Annotated in this window: 18 protein-coding genes; 8 read left to right on the top strand and 10 right to left on the bottom strand. The window is 67.6% G+C overall.

The window, feature by feature from the left end:
* The 6 genes from HV786_RS15645 to HV786_RS15620 all read left to right on the top strand — a co-directional run bounded on the left by HV786_RS15645 (window position 1) and on the right by HV786_RS15620 (window position 7,122).
* Window positions 1–3,297: a DUF802 domain-containing protein gene (locus HV786_RS15645; RefSeq protein WP_175211224.1), complete on the top strand. Its 3,297-nt coding sequence runs from the start codon at window positions 1–3 to the stop codon at window positions 3,295–3,297.
* Window positions 3,294–3,944 (top strand): OmpA family protein, encoded by a 651-nt coding sequence (locus tag HV786_RS15640; protein WP_056318218.1) that lies wholly within the window; start codon window positions 3,294–3,296, stop codon window positions 3,942–3,944. Before HV786_RS15645 ends, HV786_RS15640 begins: the two co-directional genes overlap by 4 nt.
* On the top strand, window positions 3,934–4,653 hold the full coding sequence (locus HV786_RS15635; protein WP_175211223.1) for a DUF2894 domain-containing protein: 720 nt from the start codon (window positions 3,934–3,936) through the stop codon (window positions 4,651–4,653). Before HV786_RS15640 ends, HV786_RS15635 begins: the two co-directional genes overlap by 11 nt.
* Before the next feature lie 75 nt (window positions 4,654–4,728).
* A complete protein-coding gene (locus HV786_RS15630) occupies window positions 4,729–4,974 on the top strand; it encodes a ParD-like family protein (protein WP_128829152.1) in 246 nt (81 codons plus the stop codon).
* Window positions 4,975–5,766: a type I methionyl aminopeptidase gene (gene map, locus HV786_RS15625; protein ID WP_056318211.1), complete on the top strand. Its 792-nt coding sequence runs from the start codon at window positions 4,975–4,977 to the stop codon at window positions 5,764–5,766. It abuts the gene before it with no gap.
* 105 nt (window positions 5,767–5,871) lie between these two features.
* Entirely contained in the window at window positions 5,872–7,122 is a 1,251-nt protein-coding gene (locus HV786_RS15620; protein ID WP_175211221.1) for an MFS transporter, read from the top strand.
* Here the strand turns inward: HV786_RS15620 and HV786_RS15615 are convergent.
* The 6 genes from HV786_RS15615 to HV786_RS15590 form a co-directional block, all read right to left on the bottom strand.
* A complete protein-coding gene (locus tag HV786_RS15615; RefSeq protein ID WP_175211219.1) occupies window positions 7,100–7,966 on the bottom strand; it encodes an alpha/beta hydrolase in 867 nt (288 codons plus the stop codon). The two genes, HV786_RS15620 and HV786_RS15615, sit on opposite strands and share 23 nt — an antisense overlap.
* The gene (locus HV786_RS15610) at window positions 7,963–9,120 is read right to left on the bottom strand and encodes a glycosyltransferase family 4 protein (protein WP_128829269.1); all 1,158 of its coding nucleotides are present in this window, start codon (window positions 9,118–9,120) and stop codon (window positions 7,963–7,965) included. The genes HV786_RS15615 and HV786_RS15610 overlap by 4 nt, the downstream gene beginning before the upstream one ends.
* On the bottom strand, window positions 9,095–10,051 hold the full coding sequence (locus HV786_RS15605; RefSeq protein ID WP_128829270.1) for a glycosyltransferase family 9 protein: 957 nt from the start codon (window positions 10,049–10,051) through the stop codon (window positions 9,095–9,097). Before HV786_RS15605 ends, HV786_RS15610 begins: the two co-directional genes overlap by 26 nt.
* Window positions 10,052–10,215: 164 nt before the next feature.
* Entirely contained in the window at window positions 10,216–11,364 is a 1,149-nt protein-coding gene (locus tag HV786_RS15600) for a serine hydrolase domain-containing protein (RefSeq protein ID WP_252870299.1), read from the bottom strand.
* Window positions 11,365–11,472: 108 nt separating this feature from the next.
* On the bottom strand, window positions 11,473–12,780 hold the full coding sequence (locus HV786_RS15595; protein WP_128829271.1) for an ATP-binding protein: 1,308 nt from the start codon (window positions 12,778–12,780) through the stop codon (window positions 11,473–11,475).
* Window positions 12,773–13,474: a response regulator gene (locus tag HV786_RS15590; protein WP_128829272.1), complete on the bottom strand. Its 702-nt coding sequence runs from the start codon at window positions 13,472–13,474 to the stop codon at window positions 12,773–12,775. Before HV786_RS15590 ends, HV786_RS15595 begins: the two co-directional genes overlap by 8 nt.
* 244 nt (window positions 13,475–13,718) lie before the next feature.
* Here HV786_RS15590 and HV786_RS15585 point away from each other — a divergent pair, with 244 nt between their 5' ends.
* The gene (locus HV786_RS15585; protein WP_128829273.1) at window positions 13,719–14,342 is read left to right on the top strand and encodes a glutathione S-transferase family protein; all 624 of its coding nucleotides are present in this window, start codon (window positions 13,719–13,721) and stop codon (window positions 14,340–14,342) included.
* A 46-nt stretch (window positions 14,343–14,388) separates the two neighbouring features.
* On the opposite strand, the gene sodC is transcribed toward HV786_RS15585, so the two are convergent.
* The 4 genes from sodC to HV786_RS15565 all read right to left on the bottom strand — a co-directional run bounded on the left by sodC (window position 14,389) and on the right by HV786_RS15565 (window position 18,687).
* A complete protein-coding gene (gene sodC, locus HV786_RS15580; protein WP_128829274.1) occupies window positions 14,389–14,913 on the bottom strand; it encodes a superoxide dismutase family protein in 525 nt (174 codons plus the stop codon).
* 166 nt (window positions 14,914–15,079) lie between these two features.
* Window positions 15,080–16,408: a DUF445 domain-containing protein gene (locus HV786_RS15575; protein ID WP_175211217.1), complete on the bottom strand. Its 1,329-nt coding sequence runs from the start codon at window positions 16,406–16,408 to the stop codon at window positions 15,080–15,082.
* Between the two features lie 78 nt (window positions 16,409–16,486).
* Window positions 16,487–17,701: an AI-2E family transporter gene (locus tag HV786_RS15570; RefSeq protein ID WP_252870274.1), complete on the bottom strand. Its 1,215-nt coding sequence runs from the start codon at window positions 17,699–17,701 to the stop codon at window positions 16,487–16,489.
* Between the two features lie 53 nt (window positions 17,702–17,754).
* Window positions 17,755–18,687, bottom strand: coding sequence for a LysR family transcriptional regulator (locus HV786_RS15565; RefSeq protein ID WP_152384631.1), 933 nt, complete (start codon window positions 18,685–18,687; stop codon window positions 17,755–17,757).
* Window positions 18,688–18,894: 207 nt separating this feature from the next.
* Here HV786_RS15565 and HV786_RS15560 point away from each other — a divergent pair, with 207 nt between their 5' ends.
* Entirely contained in the window at window positions 18,895–21,015 is a 2,121-nt protein-coding gene (locus HV786_RS15560; RefSeq protein WP_175211215.1) for a 3-hydroxyacyl-CoA dehydrogenase NAD-binding domain-containing protein, read from the top strand.
* The last annotated feature ends 7 nt before the right edge of the window (window positions 21,016–21,022 follow it).

Here is a 21,022-nt window from a genome sequence, read left to right as displayed (position 1 = left end):
ATGTCCAAGAATCTGATCAATATCGTGGTTTTCCTGGCCGGACTGGCCGTTGTGGGCTGGATCGGCGCGGGTTACGCGGGCACGAACCCGCTGGCGCTGGCCGTGACGCTGCTGATCGGCGTCTGTTACCTGGCGGGCGCGCTGGAACTGCTGCGTTACCAGCAGGCAACGTCGTCGTTGACGCGCGCCGTATCGGACCTGAACGAAGCGCCGGGCAGCCTTGGCGCCTGGCTGGACAAGCTTCCGGCCGGACTGCGCAACGCCGTGCGCCTGCGCATCGAAGGCGAGCGCGTGGGCCTGCCCGGCCCGTCGCTCACCCCGTATCTGGTGGGCCTGCTGGTCCTTCTGGGCATGCTGGGCACTTTTCTTGGCATGGTCGTCACGCTGCGCGGCACTGGCCTTGCGCTTGAAAGCTCGACCGATCTGGCCGCGATCCGCGCGTCGCTGGCCGCCCCCGTCAAGGGTCTGGGCTTTGCCTTCGGCACCTCGATCGCCGGCGTCGCCGCGTCCGCCATGCTGGGCCTGTTGGCCGCGCTGTCGCGGCGCGACCGCGTCCACGCGGCGCAGCTTCTCGATACCAAGACCGCGACCACGCTGCGCGTGTACTCGCAAAGCTACCAGCGCGAAGAATCCTTCAAGCTGCTCCAGCGCCAGGCCGAGATCATGCAGCGGCAGGCCGAAGCCATGCCCGCCATCGTCGGCCAGCTGGAATCCATGATGAAGAGCATGGAGCAGCAGAACCAGGCGCTGAACGAACGCCAGATCGCCAGCCAGACCGCCTTCCAGGGCAAGGCCGAAGCGGCCTACGCCCGGCTGGCGTCCGTCATGGAACAGTCCATGAAAGACAGCGTGGCGCAAAGCGCGCGCTCGGCCGGCGAGGCCCTGCAGCCCGTCGTGCAGGCCACGATGGACAGCCTGTCCCGCGAAACCGCCACCCTGCAGGACACCGTCGCCCAAGCCGTGCGTCAGCAGCTCGAAGGCCTGACGGCAGGCCTGCAAGCCGCGACGACGGACGTCGCGGGCATCTGGAGCCAGGCGGTCGCTGGCCAGCAACGCGCCAGCGAGGCCATGGCCCAAGACCTGCGCGCATCGCTCGATCGCTTCGCCCAGACCTTCGAACAACGATCGGCCAGCCTGCTGGACAGCGTGTCGGCACGTCTGGAGGCGTCGTCGGGCGACATGTCGCAAGCCTGGACCGAAGCACTGTCGCGCCAGCAGCAGGCCGGCGAAAAACTGGCCGGCGACAACCTGCAGGCGCTCACCGCCGCGGCCGCCAGCTTCGAGCAGCATTCGGCGTCGCTCTTGCGCACCCTGAACGCTTCGCACGCCGCGCTGCAAACCGACCTTGCCTCGCGCGACCAGCAGCGTCTGGCCGCCTGGACCGAAACGCTTGGCGCAATGGGCGCCACGCTGCGCCAGGAATGGGAGCAGTCTGGCGCGCAGGCGGCCGTCCGCCAGCAGGAAATCACCGACACCCTGGCGCAAACCGTGCGCGACGTTGCCGAACAAGCCGCCGCGCAGGCTGCCCTGCTCGAAGGCGTGTCGGCCCGCATGGAGGCCGCCGCCAACGGCGTGTCGGACCAATGGACCCGCGCGCTTGCCCGCCAGGAAGAAGCCGGCAGCAAGCTGGCCGCCGGCAACCAGGCCGCGCTGGAAGCCGCCACGGCGGCTTTCGAGCAACACGCCGCCTCCCTGCTGCGCACGCTGGACCAGTCGCACACCGAATTGCAGGCCGCCCTGGCCGCGCGCGACGAAGAACGTCTTGCTGCGTGGAGCGACACGCTGGGCGCCATGACCGCCAAGCTGGGCCAGGACTGGGAACAGGCCGGCGCGAACACCGTCGCCCGCCAGCAGGAAATCAACGACGCGCTCGCCCAGACCGCGCGCGGCATCGCCGGCCAGACCGAAGCGCAGGCCCGGCTGCTGCAAGACGTGTCGACCCGCCTGGAAACGGCGGCCGGCAGCGTCACGCAGGCCTGGACGGACGCCCAGACCCGCCAGGAAGACCTGGGCAAGCAACTGGCCGCCGACAACCAGCGCGCCCTCGAAACGGCGGCGGCCGCCTTCGGCCAGCATGCCGACGCGCTGCTGCGCACGCTGGACCAGTCGCACGCCGACCTGCAGGCCGCGCTGGCTTCGCGCGACGAGGAACGCCTGGCCGCCTGGACAGCCTCGCTGACGGCGATGGCCGCCAAGCTGGGCGAAGAATGGGAACAGGCCGGCACGCAGGCCGCCCTGCGCCAACTGGAAATCAGCGACGCGCTCGGCCAGACCGCCCGCGACATCACCAGCCAGACGCAGCAGCAGGCCGCTTTGCTGGAATCCGTGTCGTCTCGCCTGGAGACCGCCGCCGGCGGCGTCACGCAGGCCTGGCTCGACGCGCAGACGCGCCAGGAAGCGGTGGGCAAGCAACTGGCCGACGACAACCGCGACGCGCTGCAAACCGCGTCCGCCGCCTTCGGTGCGCATTCGGCCGAGCTGCTGCAGACGCTGGAACAATCGCACACCGCGCTGCAAGCAGCACTGGCGGCCAACGACGAAGAACGCCTGACCGCCTGGACGGCCAAGCTGGCGGCCATGGCCGATGCGCTGCGCACCGAATGGCAGCAGGCGGGCGCGCAGGCGGCCGGCCTGCAACAAGAGATCTGCGACACCCTCAGCCTCACCGCCCAGGACATCACCGCGCAAACCCAGGCTCACGCCAGCGAAACCATCGCCGAGATCGGCCGTCTGGTCCAGGCCGCATCCGAGGCGCCGCGCGCCGCCGCCGAAGTCATCGGCGAGCTGCGCCAGAAGCTGTCGGACAGCATGGTGCGCGACAACGACATGCTCGAGGAGCGCAACCGCCTGCTCGAGACGCTCGGCACGCTGCTGGACGCCGTCAACCACACCGCCGCCGAGCAGCGCACGGCCGTCGATGCCCTGGTGGCGTCGTCGGCGGACATGCTGGAACGCGTGGGCGCGCAGTTCACCGACAAGGTCGAGTCCGAAACCGGCAAGCTGACCGAAGTCGCCTCGCTGGTGACCAGCAGCGCGGTCGAGGTCGCCAGCCTGGGCGAATCCTTCGGCGCCGCCGTGCAGGCCTTCGGCGAATCGAACGACAAGCTCACGGCGCACCTGCAACGCATCGAAGCGGCGCTGGACAAATCCATCGCGCGCGGCGACGAGCAACTGTCTTACTACGTGGCGCAGGCCCGTGAGGTCGTCGACCTGAGCCTCATGTCGCAAAAGCAGATCATCGAGAACCTGCAACAGCTCGCCGCCCAGCGCGCCACCGCCGGAGCAGAAACGGCATGAGCGAGGATATCGACGGCGGCGTGGAGCCGACGGCGCCGGCCTGGGCCGTCTTTGGCGACCTGATGTCGGTGCTGCTGGGCGCCTTCGTCCTCATCCTGGTCAGCGTCGTCGCGGTGCAGTTGCAGTTGTCGACGCAGCTGGAGGAAGAGGTCAAGCAGCGCCAGGAAGAAACGCAGCGCCGCGAGACGCTGGAACAGGCGCTGGCCGGCCCGCTTGCCGCTGGCCGCGTGACGCTTGTGAACGGCCGCATCGGCATCAGCGGCAGCGTGCTCTTCGCCCTGAACTCCGATCAGCTTCAACCCGAGGGCCGCGAGATCCTCAAAAGCCTGATCGAGCCGCTGTCCGCCTACCTGAAGACCCACAACGAAATCCTGATGGTCAGCGGCTTCACCGACGACCAGCAAGTGCGCGAGGGCAACCGCCGCTTTGCCGACAACTGGGATCTTTCCGCGCAGCGCGCCCTCACCGTGACGCGCGCGCTCATCGACGAAGGCGTACCGTCGTCAATGGTCTTTGCCGCGGCCTTCGGGGCCGAGCAGCCGGTTGCGTCCAACGCGGACGAGGAAGGCCGCGCCAAGAACCGGCGCGTCGAAATCACGCCCATCCCCAAACCCTCGAACGAAGCGGGTAAGCCCGGTGAGCAGTGACGGCAGCCGCGTGGCGGTCCTGGACCCGCGCGCCGTGCTGGACGGCTGGCGCGCCAGCGGCGCCGACCGCGCCAACCCGCTGCGCTTTCATCTGATCGACGCGCTGGCACGCCGCGCGGCCGCGTATGACGGCCCCGTCCGCCAGCGGCTGGATGTGCGGCTGGCCGAACTGATCCAGGCGTACGAATCGGCGCTGACGAACGCGGGCGCCGCCGAGGACCTCCCTGGTTCACCGCCTGCCCCCGAACACGGCCCCCTCGCCGGCCTGGTCGCCTACCTGGACGACCCCGGTGCAGCCGGCCAACCGCAGGCTGCGGACGCGCAAGCCGACCGCGCGTGCGCTGAGCGTTTCGACCCGCTGGGCCTGCGCGCCGCCTATCCCGAACTGCCGCTCCTCGACGAATTCCAGACGCTCTGGTCCCGCTTCAGCGCCGACCGCCAGGTCCGCCAGTCGCAGGAACAGGTCCACAAGAACGCCGGCCCGCTCAACTCCAATCAGCTCGTGCACCGCGCGCTCTCCCTGATGCGCGAAATGTCCCCCGGTTACCTGCAACAGTTCCTGTCGTACACGGACGCGCTGATGTGGATGGAGCAGATGACCGCGGCGGCCGCCCCAGCGCCTAAGGAAGCGCCCCGCGCCGGCGCCGCCAAGAAGTCCGCGCGCAGTAAGCCCCGCAAGCAAGCCAAGGAAAGCAAGGAATCCGCCTGAGGGCGATTTGCGCGCAGCGGCTCGGCGCAGTACGATACGTTCCATATACGAAACATATACGGAACACATCCCCCCATGGGCATCGTCAAAATTTCCGAGCAGATGCACGAGAACCTGCGCGTCGCCAGCGGCGCCCTCAGCCGCTCCATCAATTCCCAGGCCGAACACTGGATGCGCATCGGCATGCTCTCCGAGCTCTATCCCGAACTGCGCCATTCAGACATCTGCCAATTGCTGATCCGCATCGACCAGGCCGAAGGCTTCACCATCGCCTCCCTCTCGCAAGGGTTGCCGCAACCCGCGCAGCAGGAGGCCGCATAAATGGCCAAGAAGGTTTCCATCAAATCGGCCGCCGACATCGAAATGGCCCGCAAGGCGGGCGCCATGGCGGCCGAAGTGCTGCACATGATCGGTGAACACGTTCGCCCCGGCGTCACCACCGACGAGCTTGACCGAGTCTGTCACGACTACATCGTCAACGTGCTGAAAGCCACGCCCGCCAACGTGGGCTACCACGGCTTTCCGAAGACCATCTGCGCGTCGGTCAATCACGTGATCTGCCACGGCATTCCGTCGGCCAAGGTACTCAAGAACGGCGACATCCTGAACATCGACGTCGCGGTCATCAAGGACGGCTGGTTTGGCGACACCAGCCGCATGTACTACGTTGGCCAGCCCAGCCCGCTGGCGCGCCGCCTGGTCAACACCACCTATGAAGCCATGCGGGCCGGCATCATGGCCGTCAAGCCCGGCGCCACGCTGGGCGACATCGGCCACGCCATCCAGACCGTCGCGCACCGCGAGCACTTCAGCATCGTGCGCGAATACTGTGGCCACGGCATTGGCCAGATCTACCACGACGATCCGCAGGTGCTGCACTACGGCCGGCCCGGAGAAGGCCTGGTGCTGCAGCCTGGCATGATGTTCACGATCGAACCCATGATCAATGCCGGCAAGCCGCAGACCAAGCAACTGCCTGACGGCTGGACCGTCGTCACCAAGGACCGGTCGCTGTCCGCCCAATGGGAACACATGGTCGTCGTCACCGAGACCGGCTACGACGTGCTGACCACCTGGCCTGACGGCTTCGGCGACTACCCGCCCATTCCCTGACCGAAGCGCGTCCTTGCCGCACAGCAAGGACCGGAGTGCGGGGCCGCAAGGGTACGATCAACATCGTGCCCTTGCCGTTTGCGCGGCGCCCGCCGCTCCCTTCCCATGCCCGCCCTGCCCTCCGCCTTCCGCCGCCTTGCGGCGTCGAACCTTGCCGCGCAATTCTCCGAGCAGATCGCGCTGGCGGCAGCGCCTTTGTATGCCGTGCTGACCCTGGGCGCCACCGCGGCGCAGACCGGCTATCTGCAGACCGCGCAAACGCTGCCGTTCCTGTTGCTTTCCCTGCCCGCCGGTGTGCTGGCCGACCGGATGTCGCGCCGGTCCCTCATGACTGGCGCCGAATGCGTGCGGGCGGCAAGCCTGATCGCGCTGCTGGCGCTTTTGTGGACGGGCGGCCTCAGCCTGCAATGGCTGGCGGCGCTGGGCTTTGCCGGGGCGGTGGGCACCGTTGCCTACAACGTCGCGGCGCCCGCATTGGTGCCCAGGCTGGTTCCGCCTGCCGAACTGTCCAACGCCAACCGCTGGCTGGAGCTGGCGCGCAGCGCCGCCTTCTCCGCCGGCCCAGCCGCGGGCGGCGCGCTGGTCGGCTGGATGGGCGCATCCACCGCTTACGTGCTTGCCACCACGCTGTCGCTACTGGCCGCCGTGTTTCTTGCGGGCCTGCCGCAAGATGCGCCCAAACCCGCCATGCGGCGCCATCCGCTCACCGAACTGCGCGAAGGCGCGGCATTCGTCGCCACGCATCCCTTGTTGCGCCCGGTCCTATTGACCGCCCTCTTCTTCAATACCGCGTGGTTTGTCCTGCTGGCCATCTATGTTGCCTACGCCGTGGATCGGCTGGGCTTGTCAGCCGCGGGCGTCGGCATCACGCTGGGCATCTACGGCGCGGGGATGCTGGCTGGCGCGCTGGCTGCGCCGTGGCTCGCGCGCCGGCTGTCGTTCGGCGCGATGATTGGCGCGGGACCGCTATCCGCGTTGCTGGCCAGCATCATCCTGCTGACGACGCTGGCCTTTCCGTCGGGCGCATGGGCGGCCGTGGGCTTCTTCCTGTTCGGCGCAGGGCCCATCCTGTGGACCATCACCACGACCACCCTGCGCCAATCGGTCACGCCCAACGCCTTGCTGGGCCGTGTGTCATCCGTCATCGTGACGGCCAACTTCGGCGCGCGGCCCATTGGCGCACTGATCGGCGCAACCTTGGCTGCGAAGTTCGGCGTAGAAGCCTGCCTCTGGGTGTCGACCGCCGGCTTCTTCATCCAGTTCGCCGTGCTGTTCACGTCGCCGGTGCTGCGGTTGGAAAGGCAGCCGGAGCCGGTTCCTGCGCAACCCGCGATCAAGGCCAAGCAATCCCACTGACGAACGCCGTGGCCCGCGAGACGACATCGCCGCATCCGCGGCCCATCGTGATCACATGCTCACGGTCCGCCAGCAGCTGCAAGTGCACATTGGCGTTGCGCGCCGTTTTCGCAATCTCGAACGCGCCGGATACGGTCGCGACGTCGTCGTGCCGTGCATGGATGACGAGGCACGGCGCTCGCACCATGTCCATCCGGCGCAGTACCGCGGCCGCCAGCTTGCGCATCTGGCCCAGCGCCCCCCACGGCGTGCCCGGCAAGCCCGCGCGGCGCAGCCGTCCCGGCAGCGCGCGATGACGGGCGATGCCCAGCACCCGCAACACCAGCAGCAGGAGGGCCGTGCTTGCCCCGCGCGGACCCGCACGGCCGTCATGCCGGAGCACGGGCGATAACGCCAGGACGCCGGCCACGTGGAACGGCCGCTCCTGCGCCAGGGCAAGCGCCAGCACGGCGCCCGTGGAGATTCCGCCGACCACCACACGATCGGTCCGGCTGGCCAGCGTGTCTGCCCCCCGGCGCACGCTGGCCAGCCAATCCATCCACCCTGCGCCGGCCAATTCTTGCAGCGACCCGCAATGGCCCGCGAGCTTGACCGCCATGACGCTGTAGCCCTGTTCATTCAGGCCGAGCGCCAGTTCGTGCATTTCCCAGGGCGCGCCTCCCAGGCGGTGGATCAGCAGGATTCCCGTGCGGGCGCGGTCGCCCTTGCCCACAAGCAACTGCTCGCCGGCCTGGGGCTCCAACGGCGGCAGTGGGCCGTCGCACGCCGTCGCCGTCCGGGTGACGGACGCCTCGCACCGGTCCGGAAAGGCCCCGACCTTGCAGAGCATGTCGATCGTGGTCATGCCGACGCCCCCCCGCGCTGATAGCGTTCGGGCGGCAAGCGTGCGCCGACGGCGACGCGATACGCCTCGAGCGTGCGGAACATCTTTTCTCCCAGGCGCAAATGCGCATCTGCGAACGCCCGCGCGTTGGCCACAATGGTCTGAGCATGCCAAGGCCGGTTCCGGATCTGCAGGATGCAGTCGGCATACGCCGCGACGTCGCCGGGCGCGGCCAGCCACCCGGTGCGGCCCGGCACGACGATCTCCGGCAGCCCACCCACATTGCTGGCAACGACGGGCCGCTCCCCGGCGAAGGACTCCGGCACGATGCGCGACCAGGCTTCGGTCGCGGACGGAACCAGCACCACGTCCGCGGCGCGGATCATGTCGGGCACGTCGGTCCGATGGCCCGCAAACACCACATGCTGTGCGATGCCCAGATCCACCGCCAGGCGGTACAGCGAATACGCATACGGTTGCGTGCGCGCGGTCGCCATGCCCACGACCAGGGCCACCGCGGGCACCCCTTGGATACGCAGGCGTTGCACCACTCGAAGCAGATCGGCCTGGCCTTTCTCCGGGCGCAGCATTCCCACGGTGGCGATAACGTAAGACGCCTTGGGCGCCGGTATCCCCAAGCCGCGACGGATCCGCAGGACGGCATCCGTCGCGTCACCGGACTGAAAGAACGCGTCGCCGGCCCACTCCCCGACCACGCTGATCCGGTCCTCCGGCACCAGCCGGGCCGCCAGCAGTTCTTGTTTGCCGACGTCGCTGGTGGCGATGACGTGGTCGCAGCCGATCTTCCATTCCAGCCGGCGGCGCAGGGATGAACGCATGGGCTTGGCGAAATGACGCGTGCGCACGACGGCGCACAGGTCCCGGCACAGCGCGGCCGTCTTGGCGTCGGCGCGGCTATGGCTATCGATGACCTGGATGCGCATCGCCTGGACGGCCCGGCGTAGCGCCAAGACGGTCCTCGGCGAGTAGGCAGGGTTGAAGTCGATGTCCACGGTCGTCAGCTTGCGCTCGCGCGCGGCGTCGCTGACGGCGCTGCCCGACGGCGAGGCGATGGCCACTTCGTAACCGTGATTGTGCAGCCAGCTCGCCTGTTCCAGCGTGCGGAATTCCAGCCCGCCCAGACTGGGCTCAGCCAGCGTATGCAGTATGCGCATGATGGTCCAATACATCCAGACAGGCCGCCAATACTTCCCCCGGCGTAATCGAATTGATGCCGCTTGGCGGATGCCGCGGCACCACGAACGCCGAACCGCGCCGGCGCCAGAACCACTCGGGATTCGCTTCGTTGAAAACGCCCACATACGGCACGCAAGCGCCTTGCGCGATGTGCGAAGGGCCGCAATCGTTGGCCACCACCAGCCGCGCGCGCAGCATGATGGCGCTCAGCTCGGCGATGGGCCGGCAATAGGCAATGGAGAAGTCGGACCGCTGCATCGCGCGCAGGGCATCCCGCTCCGCGGCTTCCTGCTGGCCCAGCACGAAGAGAAAACGGGTGCCGGCGCCCAGCAGCGGTTTCAACCTGTCGGCCAGCCGCAGGTAGTTCGATAGGCTCCAACGCTTGAAGTCGCCGGCGCCGCCCCCGGGAATCATCACCACGTCGCCGCCCAATGGCACGCGCAGGTGCGGACGCGCCAGCGTATGGAAACATGCGCGCGTCGCCCCTTCCAGGTCAAATGGCCGGTACGACGCCAGCAAGCGCAGATTGGCCTGTCCGATGTATTCGGTGATGTCCTTGCGATGGCAATGCGTCCAGGCCACGTCGCTGAAGCGGGCATTGCGAAACCCCAACCGGATCGCCGGGCGGCGCAGCAGGTTGACCACGCCGAATCGCTCGCTGCTGTGATGCAGGCTTACGGACATGCGGGTCTCGGACTTCAGGCTGCGCAGGTAATCGATGAATGTCGATGCACGCACGAACTCGTCGACCCAGGGCAGCGCCCGGTAGAAATTGCCCACGTCGTCACGGGCGACCACCTTCAGCCGGCGCGAAGGCCACCATGTCTTGAGCTGATACAGCGTTGGCATGGCGACGATCTGGTCGCCCAGCTGCGGCTGGCTTCTGACATACACAACGATCTCCGACACCTGCGGCCTCCGTATTGACGGCCGGTTGGCCGATGGCGGGCAATGTATCGGGAGGCATCGCGCAAATTTCCGGGATCTCTTTAACAATTGTGAAGAACCATTAAGCCGCCCGCCATACAACTGCACAACTCCAGCCGAGGCGTGTGGCCAAGGCCGCCAGCCGGCTACATGCCCTGCCGGGCCTGCCGCATCAGGCGCATCGTCAGCGTCGCCACCTCGCCGACCAGCGCCTCCCCCGAATCCGCGTTGCTCATGACCAGCACGGCAAGCCCGTCGCGCGGATCGAGCACCCATCGGGAATGGAACGCTTCGGTGGCGCCGCTGTGTTCGCGCAGAGACGACGCGCTTACCAGCCCGTCGCCGCACGGCGCGGCCAGCCATGACAATGCCAACCGGCAATTCAGATCCAGGCCGCTGCCCGCCGCGGTCTCCAAGGCAAGCAACGCCTGCGCGGAGCCCGCTGTCAGCACCGGCCTTGCGCCAGTGTCGGCGCTGGCCATGCCTTGACCGAGCAGCATGGCGGAAAAGCGCGCCATCTCGGAAGCGCTCATCCATAGACCGTCCGCCGCCGCGTTGGGCTGTGGCGTTTCCTTCCAGGGCTGGCCGCGCCGGTAGCCGGCCGCGCGGTGCCCCACCATGCGCTCGTGCAGTTCGAACCCCGCGCGCGGCATGTTCAAAGGCCGAAAGATCGTGCGGCGCACGTAGGCGTCAAGGGGCTCGCGCGCGGCCTGCGACACCATGTCGCCCAGCAAGGCATACGCCATGTCGGCACGGGCGCGGCCCATCGTGTCCTCGAGCGTGTTTGGGTGCACGTCCAGCAGCGCGCGGGCGGTAAAAGGCGCGGCATCCATCCACTGCGCGGCGTTGCGGCGCGGCTCCACGCGCCAGTCCCCCAAAGCCTCGCTAACCGGCCGGTCCAGCGACAGCAGGCCCTCATCCGCTGCGCGAAGCACGGCCGCCGCCGTGACGACCTTGCTGATGGCGCCCACGCGGTACAGCGTATCGCCGCTGGCCCGCCGATGCCGCGCCGCGTCCGCATACCCGAAGCCCGTGCTCCACACGACGCGCTGATCGGCCACGATGGCAATGGACACGCCGGGCACGGCGGACACGCCCATTTCGTATGGGATGCGCTCGGCCAGGTATTTCACCACCGCCGCATAGTCCCCCTTCTCGATCTTTGCGGGCGCGGCGGGGGGCAATCCCTGGCAGCCCACCACGGCAAACAGCAAGGATCCAATGGCAGCCAGTCGGGCGGGCGAGAACATGGATGAGGCAAACCCTGTCAATGAGAATGCCGTGATGCTATCCATGCACCAACGCCGGATCTTTGCCGGTTTGTAGGGAGTTTGTGAAGATCTTTGCGCGCGAAGCCGCCCGCGGCGGCCCGGTCAGGCCGGGTCAGATCCGGTCGGGTTGGATCACGCGGCTTTCCAGCGGATCACGAAGCGGGCGCCGCCCAGAGGGCTCTCGGACACCAGCGCCTCGCCGTTGTGCCATCGCGCCACGCGGCGCACAATCGCCAGGCCCAGCCCGGTTCCGCCAGTGCCGCGCGCACGGCTTTCGTCGAGCCGGATGAAGGGATCGAACACGCGCTCGCGATCGGCGGGCGGCACGCCCGGTCCATCGTCGTCCACCGTCAGCACGTACTGCCGTGGCGCGGGGCTGGCAAGTCCGACCTGCACCTGCCCGCCGGCGTGGCGGATGGCGTTCTGCAGCAGGTTGAGCAAGGCGCGCGTCATGTAGCGCGGATGCAGCCGCACTTCCCCCGCATCGCAGTGCGTCACCACGCAATGCACCCCCGACAATCCGGCCTCGAACGACGCATGCTGCACGACGGAATCGAGCCACCCGCGGGCGTCCTGGGCTTGAAGCGGAATGTCGTCGCTCTTGTGTTCCAGGCGGGCGTACATCAGCAATTCCGACGCCATGCTGTCCAGCTCGGCAACATCGTTCTTCATGTCCTCGACCAGCCGCCGGCGCGCCGCGGGATCGGCCTCTTGCTCGATCATGTCCAGCTCGAACGACAAGCGGGCGATGGGCGTGCGCAGTTCGTGCGATACCGCGTTGGTCAGTTCGCGCTGATTGCTGATCAGCGCACTGATGCGTTCGGACATCTGGTTGAAGGTATCGCCCAGCCCACGGATGCTGGAAAACCGCGACAGCTGCGCGCGCACCCGCAGGTCGCCCTGCCCCATCCGCTGCGCGGCGGTCTTTAACGCCTCCAGGTCGCGCCAGACCGGCAGCGCCCACACCAGCATGAAGGCGCACAACAGCACGCCCAGGGCCGCGTAGATTGCGACGATCACCCACGTGCCGACGAGCGGCTCGGGCGGCAGCTTGACCATCAGCCACTGTGCCCCCGGGCCCGGTATGGCGGCCACGAAGCTCATCAGGTTGTCACGCAGGAAGAAGCCGCCCGCGTCGATGGTGCGCCGCTCATCGCCGGTCAGCGCGAAATCCGCCGCGTTGTAGTCGGCCGGCTCCAGCACCTGCAAAGCCAGTCCGTAATGCGGCGCCAGCGTGTTGCGCACATAGTCGGGGCGCGCCTGCGGCGGCACGTGGGCCAGCTCCTGCTTCAGGCTGTGCAGCTGGCCTCGCACGGCCTCGCGCGTGTAATTGGCCGTCTCCGACTCAAAAAGATAGTTTGCCGCCCGGTCGACGACTTCGTTGGACAGCACGAAGCCAATGGCCAGCACCACGAAGATGCGCAGGACGAACTTAAGCATCGTCAAGCTCGTGACCCTTGGGCGAGAACAGGTAGCCCTTGCCCCAGATGGTCTTGATGCGGGACGGATCCCGCGGATCGTCATCGAGCTTGCGGCGCAGTTTGCTGATGCATACATCCACGGTTCGATCCAGCCCATTGAATTCGATGCCGCGCACCGCGTTCAGCAGATCGTCGCGCGTCAACACTTGCCCAGCCTGGCTGGCAAGCGCCCAGAGCATTTCAAATTCCAGTGTCGTCAGGTCGACCTCGACCCCAGACTGCATCACCGCGCGCGTCTGGCGGTCGATGGACAGCGCGCCGAAATCCAGGCGTTCGGGCTGCAGCTCGGTCTGGTTGTGGCGCCGCATCAAGGCGCGGATCCGCGCCAGCAGGACCCGCGGTTCCACGGGCTTGATGACGTAATCGTCGGCGCCGGACTCCAGGCCCAGAATGTGATCCAGGTCGTCTTCGCGCGCCGTCAGCATCAGGATCGGCGCAGACGAGAACGCACGCAGGTCGCGGCAGACCTGCAAGCCGTCGCGGCCCGGCAGCATCAGGTCCAGGATGGTGATGGCCGGCTCGTGGCGGCGGAACGCATCCACCGCGTGATCGCCACGATAAGCCTGGGCAACATTGAAACCGTGCTGTTCCAAAAACTGCGCGATCAGGCGCGCCAGCTTCGTATCGTCTTCGACTAACAGGGCCTTGGTCATGGTGGGCAGGACAGAGGTTCATGCACCGTCACAGTGCAATGGCGCGGCAAGCATACACCGAAGCCCGCCCTCTGCCGCGCGCGAGACGCCGGCTCCCCAGTCATACCGGCGCAGTCGGGCGCAGGTGGTTTGACGGGATTCTGTTCTGGCTGCGCATCCCCCGATCTGTATCTGGCGGTGGCCCTTGCCGCCCGCTAGACTGCGGCGATCCTGTACTTCCGAACGCCCCGCCGGGCTGGCTGCCATGCTGAAAATATTGGGTAAGGCCTCGTCCATCAATGTGCGCAAAGTGCTGTGGACGTGTGCCGAACTGAACCTGCCCTTCGATCGCGAAGACTGGGGCAACGGTTTCCGGCCGACGTCCGATCCGCATTTTCTGGCGCGCAATCCCAATGCGATGGTGCCGGTGATCCAGGATGGCGACTTCGTCCTGTGGGAGTCCAACACCATCATCCGCTATCTGGCGGGCCAGTATGACGGGCGGCATCTTTATCCGGCCGAGCCCAAAGCGCGGGCCCGGGTGGATCAGTGGATGGATTGGCAGGCAACGGACTTGAACCGGTCCTGGAGCTACGCGTTCATGGCGTTGGCCCGGCAGTCGCCCGCGCACCAGGACGCGGCCGCCATCGAGGCGTCGTGCAAGGAATGGGCGCGATTCATGGGGATCCTGGACCAACGCCTGGCCGGCACCCGGGCGTACGTGGCGGGCGACACCTTCACGCTGGCCGACGTTCCCGTTGGGCTGTCGGTGAACCGGTGGTTCCAGACGCCTTTCAGCAAGCCCGCGCTGCCGTCGGTGGCGGCCTATTACGACCGCCTGGCCGAGCGCGACGGCTACCGGCAATACGGCCGCAACGGGACGGCCTGAGAACAGGACGCGACCGGCGCCGGCCGGGCCGGCGCGGTCATCCTTCCTACTTCACGACGCCGCAAACCAGGCGTCCGCCCCCGCCGCCCAGCGGCTCGGGCTTGTCGCTGTAGTTGTCGCCGCCCGCGTGGATCATCAGCGCGCGCCCCTTCACGTCGGCCAGCTTCAAGTGCGGGGCAAGCACCGTCTTCGTCGCGCTGCCGTCCGCCGCAACGGTAAGGAACGGCAGGTCGCCCTGGTGCCCGTCGGTCGCCATCGGTCCCTTGTGGGCCTTGGTGCCCTTCGGGTCCAGATGGCCGCCCGCGCCGCCGCCCGGGGCGGTCTTGCCGTTCACCATGCCCGGCTCGCAGGAGCCTTTCTCGTGGACATGGAAACCCCGCTCGCCCGGCGGCAGGCCTTTGAGGTGCGGCGTGATTTGCAGCCCCTCCTTGGTGTCTTTCAAGGTGATGGTGCCGGCGCTCTTGCCCACGCCTTCGGGCGTCAGGAACGACATCGAGACGTCTTCGGCCAGCGCCGCGCTGGACGCGCCCGCCAAAGCCAGCGCCGTGACAAGCATCGAGAATTTCTTCATGAATTGCCTCCTGGAAAGATGCCCGCGAACTGCGGGCGGCCCACGGAGCGAGACGCGCGCCTCGCGCGAGGGGTGGCGCCAATGAAGATAGCACCGGCGCCGGGCGGTCCGCCAGCAAACTTCATTCCTGATACAAGGTTTGACACGGCGTTGGAAACCGCGCCGTTTACCCGTTCACCATCAGGATCACCGCGTGCAGCAGCACGCCGATCAGCCCCCCGACCAACGTGCCGTTGAAGCGGATGTATTGCAGGTCGCGCCCCACGCTGAGCTCAAGTTCATCGACCAGATGGCGCTCGTCCCAATTTTTGACGGTGCGTGAAATGTGCTCGGTGACGCCCACGCGCAGCCGGCCAGTCAGCAGCCGCGCGCCGCCCAGGATGTGGTTGTTGATGGCCTCGCGCAGCCTCGGGTCTTCGCCCAGCTTGCGGGCCAGCGCCAGCAGCGCGCTTTCCAGGTGCGCGGCCAGCGCGGAGTGTTCGTCCGCCAGGTCGCGCCGCAGCGCCGCATGGATGTCGTCCCACAGACCCTGGACGTACTCCTGGACCTTGGGATGGTCGATGGCCCGCTGCTTCAGCGCTTCGACCTGACCCGCCAGGGCGGGATCCGTCTTAAGGCGTTCGATGTAGTTCATCACCCAGGCCTCGTAGTCCCGGCGCACCGGATGATCGGGCTGGGACAGCACATCGCGCAGCTCTTCGACCAGCGCGCGCGCCAGGCGGTCGGCCAGGTTGTCGGCGATGTTGTCGACGGACTTGACCACGTCGACGGCGGCGATGATGCGCGGCCATTCCTTGCGGGCGAACTTCACGAGCAGCGTCGACGCCCGTTCCTTGACGTCTTCCTCGGCCAGATAGCCGCCCAGGCGTTCCAACGCGGCGTCCAGCAATTCCTGGTGCCGCCCGTCGCGGGTCAAGAGGCCCAGGACCTCGCCCGCGGTGGCGGCCGCGTCCCAGCGGCGCAGATTGCTGACCACGAACTCCTGGATGACGCCTCGCACGGCGCGGTCATCCAGCAGGTCCAGTGTCTGCAGCGCCACCCGGCGCGCCCCGTCGCTCAGGGCGCGAGCCTGGGCGGGCCGCGCCAGCCAGCGGCTGAGCCGTGCGGCCGGGTCGAAGACGCGCAGCTTTTCGATCAGGGTATCCGGGTCAAGGAAGTGATCGCGCACGAACACCGCCAGGCTGTCGCCGATACGGTCCTTGTTGCTGGGGATGATGGCGGTGTGCGGAATGGGCAGGCCCATCGGCCGCCGGAACAGCGCCACCACGGCGAACCAGTCGGCCAGCGCGCCGACGGTGGCGGCCTCGCAGAAGGCGCGCACCCATGCCCACGCGCCCTGCCCGCCCATGACGTGGCTGGTGATGAAGCCACTGACCATGGCCACCAGCAGCGCCAGCGCCGCGATCTTCATGCGGCGCAATTGCGTGCGCCGCGCATCCAGGGATGGCGCGGCGCGCACGCCGGAAAGCCGGTCGGAACGGAAAGTGTCGGTCATGGAGAATCCGGTGATTCGAGGTGCAAGCATACCAATCGCACGGCGCCCGGCCATTGCGGCCGGGCGAGCCCGCAGGGCCTACTCGCTCAGGAACTCGGACAAGGCCTCCAGCCCTTCGATGTGGTCGGCCACCACCTTTGCGATGAACGCAATGGGCACCGACAGCAGCGTGCCCCAGATGCCCCACAGCCACGTGAAGAGAAGCAGCACGATGAACACGGCGACGGCGTTCATGCGGGCGATCCGCCCCGACATCCAGGTGGTGACGAGCACGCCGATCAAGAGCGCGATCGCGACCGAACTCATGGAGATCGCCAGCGCCGGGCCAAGTTCTCCGAACTGGACCAGGCCGGCAATGCCGGTGCCGACCGCCGTCATCAGCGGACCGAAGTACGGAATGATGTGCAGCGCGCCGGCCACCACCGCCCACGTCGCGGCGTTTTCCAGCCCGAGCCAGCGGAACGCCACCCACGACAGCAGACCCAGCGCCAAGTTGGTCACCAGCATCATCGCCATGTACATGTGGATGGAGTTGTTGATCTGGTCCAGCATGTGCACGCTGATCTTCTTCTGCGACAGCGTGTTGCCCGCCATCTTTACGAACTTGCGCTTGAACGCGTTGCCCGACAGCAGCAGGAAAAAGACCAGGAAGACGCACATGGTCGCCTGCCCCACGAAGGTCGCCAAGCCTTTCGAGCCCCACAGCAAGATGTCGCTCAGGCCAGCGTCCGGCTTGGCGACGACGACCCGCCCGCCTGCCTTGGGCGCGCCGGATTCCTGCAGGATGCTTGCTGCGTTGCGCAATTTTTCCAGGAACGACCCGTCCCCGCTCAACAGGCCCCCCAACGTGCGGGACAGCTTGCTTGATATCTCGGGCAACGCATTGATGATGCCGGTGACCTGATCCTGCGTGAAATAGATCACGCAGCCTATTCCGAATGCGATGGCGCCCATGACGACCACCGTGCCCAGCGACCGGGGCACGCGGTACCTTTCAAGCATTGCCACCACGGGGTCCAGGGTGTATGCGACAACGATCGCCATGACCACCGGCACGATGAATTCCTGGGCAGCCTTCAAACCGAACAGCACCGCCAGCACCGTCAGCGTCACGAGGCAAAAGCCGCTGACGCGCACGAGCGGCGTCGGCGCGGGCGGCTTGATGAGGCCGGCGTCCTGGGCTGTGACCTTTTCTTCTGGCGGTTCGGGCTTTTCCTCGGCCGGCGGGGCCGTCACCGGCTCCGGGCCCTGCCTCGGCGTCGAGGTGTCCACTGGCGTCGCGCTGTCCATCATTCCCCTCACATCCAATTTGCGAAGGCCTTCAGCAAGTCTCGTGCCCGCGCGGTTCAACCAGGGCTTACCGCCAGCAGACCGGGTTCGCCGTCATGCCGCCGCTGCGCGCGTTCGAGGATGAACTCGATCATCATCGCCAACGCGCGCGGATGGTGGCGGTTGGGCATGTACAGCATATACATGCCGCGCCCGAAAATGCTCAACCGCCAGTCCGTCAGCGCCGGTAACAGTTCGCCGCGCGCGATGTCTTCATGCACCACGTAGTCCGGCACCACGCCCACGCCCAACCCCGCGCGGATGGCGTCGCGCAGGAAGGCGTAGTTGCGGGAGATGACCGTGGGTTCCAGCACCACATGCTGGCGGGGCTGGCCGCCGTAGTAGGCCGACAGGCGCAGCGGGCGCCCGATCACGGCGGCGCTGATGACGGGCGTGCCGGCCAGGTCTTCCGGCCGCTGCGGCAGGCCGCGGCTTGCCGCATAGTCGGGGGACGCGCAGGCCACGTAGCGCACCTGCCCCAGTTCGCGCGCGACCAGATGCTGCGGCGGGTCGGACATGATGCGCACGGCGATGTCGACTTCATCGCGCAGCAGGTCTTCGACGCTGTTCTCGAACAGCACGTCCAGCACGATGTCGGGGTATGTCTTCTTGAATTCCAGCAACCAGGGCGTCATCACGAACTGCCCGTAGCCGCTGGGCACGCTCAGGCGCACCTTTCCCTGCGGCGTCTTGCCCAGCGTTTCGATCGACTCGCGCGCGGCCGCCAGTTCATCCTGAATGCTGCGGCCGTGTTTGTACAGCTTCAGGCCGATCTCGGTGGGCTCCACGCGCCGGGTCGTGCGCCGCACGAGCTGCATGCCCACCGATCGCTCGAGCTGGCTCAGGTGATAGCTGACGTTGGCCCGCGTCATTTTCAGGCGGCGCGCGGCTTCACTGAGATTGCCCGCGTCCAGGATTTCGACCAGCAGAGTGAGGGATTTGGTGTCCATGACGGCGCTCCTTGCCGTGCATTGTCAAATTTTCTTGTCCGTAGTGTCAATTATCGATGCCATTGTCAAGACATCTTTGCTGGGAAAGAATAAAGCCATAACAGACGGGCCACGCCTGGCCCGCCCCAGGCTCCGTTCGCACAGTCGTCGGCGCTCCGGCATGCCGGCGCGGCGCGCGAGCAGGAAGCAACTAAGGAGACACTGTCCATGACAGACAGCGCAAGCACCGGCGCGGCCCAGACGCGCCGCCATGAAGACATTATGGTCGTCGTCATCGACCACCCTCCCGTCAACGCCCTGAGCGCCACCGTGCGCCGCACGTTGTCCGAGGCCGTCGCGCAGGCGCAGACCGACACGCGGGTGCGCGCGATCCTGCTGATTGGCGCCGGCAAGAATTTCATCGCGGGCGCCGATATCCGCGAATTCGGCAAGCCGCCGCAACCGCCCCTGCTGCCGGACCTGTGCAACCAGATCGAAGCCAGCGCCAAGCCCGTCATTGCCGCATTGCATGGCGCGGCGCTGGGTGGCGGACTGGAGATTGCGCTGGCGGCGCACTATCGGGTGGCGCTGGCCAGCGCCAAGCTGGGCCTGCCCGAAGTGAACCTGGGCCTTTTGCCCGGCGCGGGCGGCACGCAGCGCGCGCCCCGTTTGATGGGCGCCGCCGCGGCGCTGGACCTGATGCTGAGCGGCAAGCCCCTGTCCGCTGATGCGGCCCTGGCGGCGGGGCTCGTTGACGCCCTGGCCGCCGAGGACGATCCATTGGACGCCGGCCTGGCCTACACGCGGCAGCTGCTGGCGCTGAAAGCAGGCCCGCGCCGTACGCGCGACGCGGCCAATGCGCTGGCGGACCAGACTGCGCAACGCGCGGCGGTGGACGCGGCGGCCGAACGTGTGGCCGCCACCACCCGTGGCCTGTATTCCCCCGCCAAGATCGTGCAAGCCGTGCGCGCCGCAATCGATCAGCCCTTCGACGAGGGCCTGCGCACCGAGCGCGCTTTGTTCCTGCAATGCCTGGACAGCCCGCAACGCGCCGCGCTCATCCACGCGTTCTTCGCCGAGCGCGACAGCGCCAAGATTCCCGAGCTAAAGGAAGCCCGTTCCCGCCGTCTGGAGCGCGTGGGCATCGTGGGCGGTGGCACGATGGGCGCGGGCATCGCCGTGGCGGTGCTGGATGCCGGTCTGCCGGTGGTAATGGTCGAACAGGACGATGCGGCCCTGGCGCGCGGCCGCGACCGCGTTGAACAGGTGTACGACCTGCTGGTCAAGAAAGGCCGCATCACCGGTGACGAACGCGCGGCCCGCCTCGCGCGCTTTACCGGCGCCACGGATTACGACGCGCTCGGCGAGGCCGACCTCATCATCGAAGCCGTGTTCGAGGACATGGCCGTCAAGCAGGCCGTCTTTGCACAGCTGGACCGCGTGGCCAAGCCCGGCGCGGTGCTGGCCACCAATACCTCCTATCTGGACGTGGACCGGATCGCCGAAGCGACGCGAGGGCCCGCCGACGTGCTGGGGCTGCACTTCTTTTCGCCCGCCAACATCATGAAGCTGCTGGAAGTGGTGGTCGGCCGTCATACCGCGCCGGATACCGTGGCCACCGGCTTCGAGCTGGCGCGCCGGCTGCGCAAGATTCCCGTGCGCGCGGGCGTCTGCGACGGCTTCATCGGCAACCGCATCCTTGCAGTGCACCGGCAGGCGGCCGACATGATGATGGAGGACGGCGCCTCTCCGTACGACATCGACGCCGCCGTGCGCGCGTTCGGCTATCCGATGGGTCCCTACCAGATGGCCGACCTGGCGGGCGGCGACATCGGCTGGGCCACGCGCAAGCGCCGCGCCGCCACGCGCGATCCCGCGCTGCGCTATGTGCAGATTCCCGACCGCCTCTGCGAGCGCGGCTGGTTCGGCCAGAAGACCGGCCGCGGGTTCTATTTGTATCCCGACGGCGCCCGCCAGGGAACGCCCGACCCCGAGGTGCTGGCCATCATCGACGAGGAACGCCGCCGCGCCGGCGTTGCGCCCCGCCCATTCACGCAGGAAGACATTTTGCGGCGCTATCTGGCCGCCATGGTCAATGAAGCCGCCAACGTGCTGCATCAGGGCATCGCGCTGCGACCGTCCGACATCGACGTGGTGTTCCTGTCCGGCTACGGCTTTCCGCGCCATCGCGGCGGCCCGATGCACTACGCCGACAGCGTGGGCCTGGCGCAAATCCTGGCCGACATCCGCGGCTACGCGGCCGAAGACCCCGCGTTCTGGAAGCCATCGCCGCTGCTCGTGCAGCTAGCCGAATCCGGCCGCACCTTTGGCAGCCTGAACGCCGCCTGATCCAAAC

It is taken from the genome of Achromobacter mucicolens, assembly GCF_902859725.1.
In the GTDB taxonomy this organism is placed as follows: Bacteria; Pseudomonadota; Gammaproteobacteria; order Burkholderiales; family Burkholderiaceae_B; genus Achromobacter; species Achromobacter mucicolens.
Note: the sequence above shows the minus strand (reverse complement) of the source record. Positions and strands in the feature narration are given on the sequence as shown.

Excerpts from the sequence above, each read along its gene's own strand:
- HV786_RS15645 (WP_175211224.1), top strand. The coding sequence starts at position 1 with ATGTCCAAGAATCTGATCAATATCGTGGTTTTCCTGGCCGGACTGGCC.
- HV786_RS15640 (WP_056318218.1), top strand. The coding sequence starts at position 3,294 with ATGAGCGAGGATATCGACGGCGGCGTGGAGCCGACGGCGCCGGCCTGG.
- HV786_RS15630 (WP_128829152.1), top strand. The coding sequence starts at position 4,729 with ATGGGCATCGTCAAAATTTCCGAGCAGATGCACGAGAACCTGCGCGTC.
- map (WP_056318211.1), top strand. The coding sequence starts at position 4,975 with ATGGCCAAGAAGGTTTCCATCAAATCGGCCGCCGACATCGAAATGGCC.
- HV786_RS15620 (WP_175211221.1), top strand. The coding sequence starts at position 5,872 with ATGCCCGCCCTGCCCTCCGCCTTCCGCCGCCTTGCGGCGTCGAACCTT.
- HV786_RS15615 (WP_175211219.1), bottom strand. The coding sequence starts at position 7,966 with ATGACCACGATCGACATGCTCTGCAAGGTCGGGGCCTTTCCGGACCGG.
- HV786_RS15610 (WP_128829269.1), bottom strand. The coding sequence starts at position 9,120 with ATGCGCATACTGCATACGCTGGCTGAGCCCAGTCTGGGCGGGCTGGAA.
- HV786_RS15600 (WP_252870299.1), bottom strand. The coding sequence starts at position 11,364 with ATGGATAGCATCACGGCATTCTCATTGACAGGGTTTGCCTCATCCATG.
- HV786_RS15595 (WP_128829271.1), bottom strand. The coding sequence starts at position 12,780 with ATGCTTAAGTTCGTCCTGCGCATCTTCGTGGTGCTGGCCATTGGCTTC.
- HV786_RS15590 (WP_128829272.1), bottom strand. The coding sequence starts at position 13,474 with ATGACCAAGGCCCTGTTAGTCGAAGACGATACGAAGCTGGCGCGCCTG.
- HV786_RS15585 (WP_128829273.1), top strand. The coding sequence starts at position 13,719 with ATGCTGAAAATATTGGGTAAGGCCTCGTCCATCAATGTGCGCAAAGTG.
- sodC (WP_128829274.1), bottom strand. The coding sequence starts at position 14,913 with ATGAAGAAATTCTCGATGCTTGTCACGGCGCTGGCTTTGGCGGGCGCG.
- HV786_RS15575 (WP_175211217.1), bottom strand. The coding sequence starts at position 16,408 with ATGACCGACACTTTCCGTTCCGACCGGCTTTCCGGCGTGCGCGCCGCG.
- HV786_RS15570 (WP_252870274.1), bottom strand. The coding sequence starts at position 17,701 with ATGATGGACAGCGCGACGCCAGTGGACACCTCGACGCCGAGGCAGGGC.
- HV786_RS15565 (WP_152384631.1), bottom strand. The coding sequence starts at position 18,687 with ATGGACACCAAATCCCTCACTCTGCTGGTCGAAATCCTGGACGCGGGC.
- HV786_RS15560 (WP_175211215.1), top strand. The coding sequence starts at position 18,895 with ATGACAGACAGCGCAAGCACCGGCGCGGCCCAGACGCGCCGCCATGAA.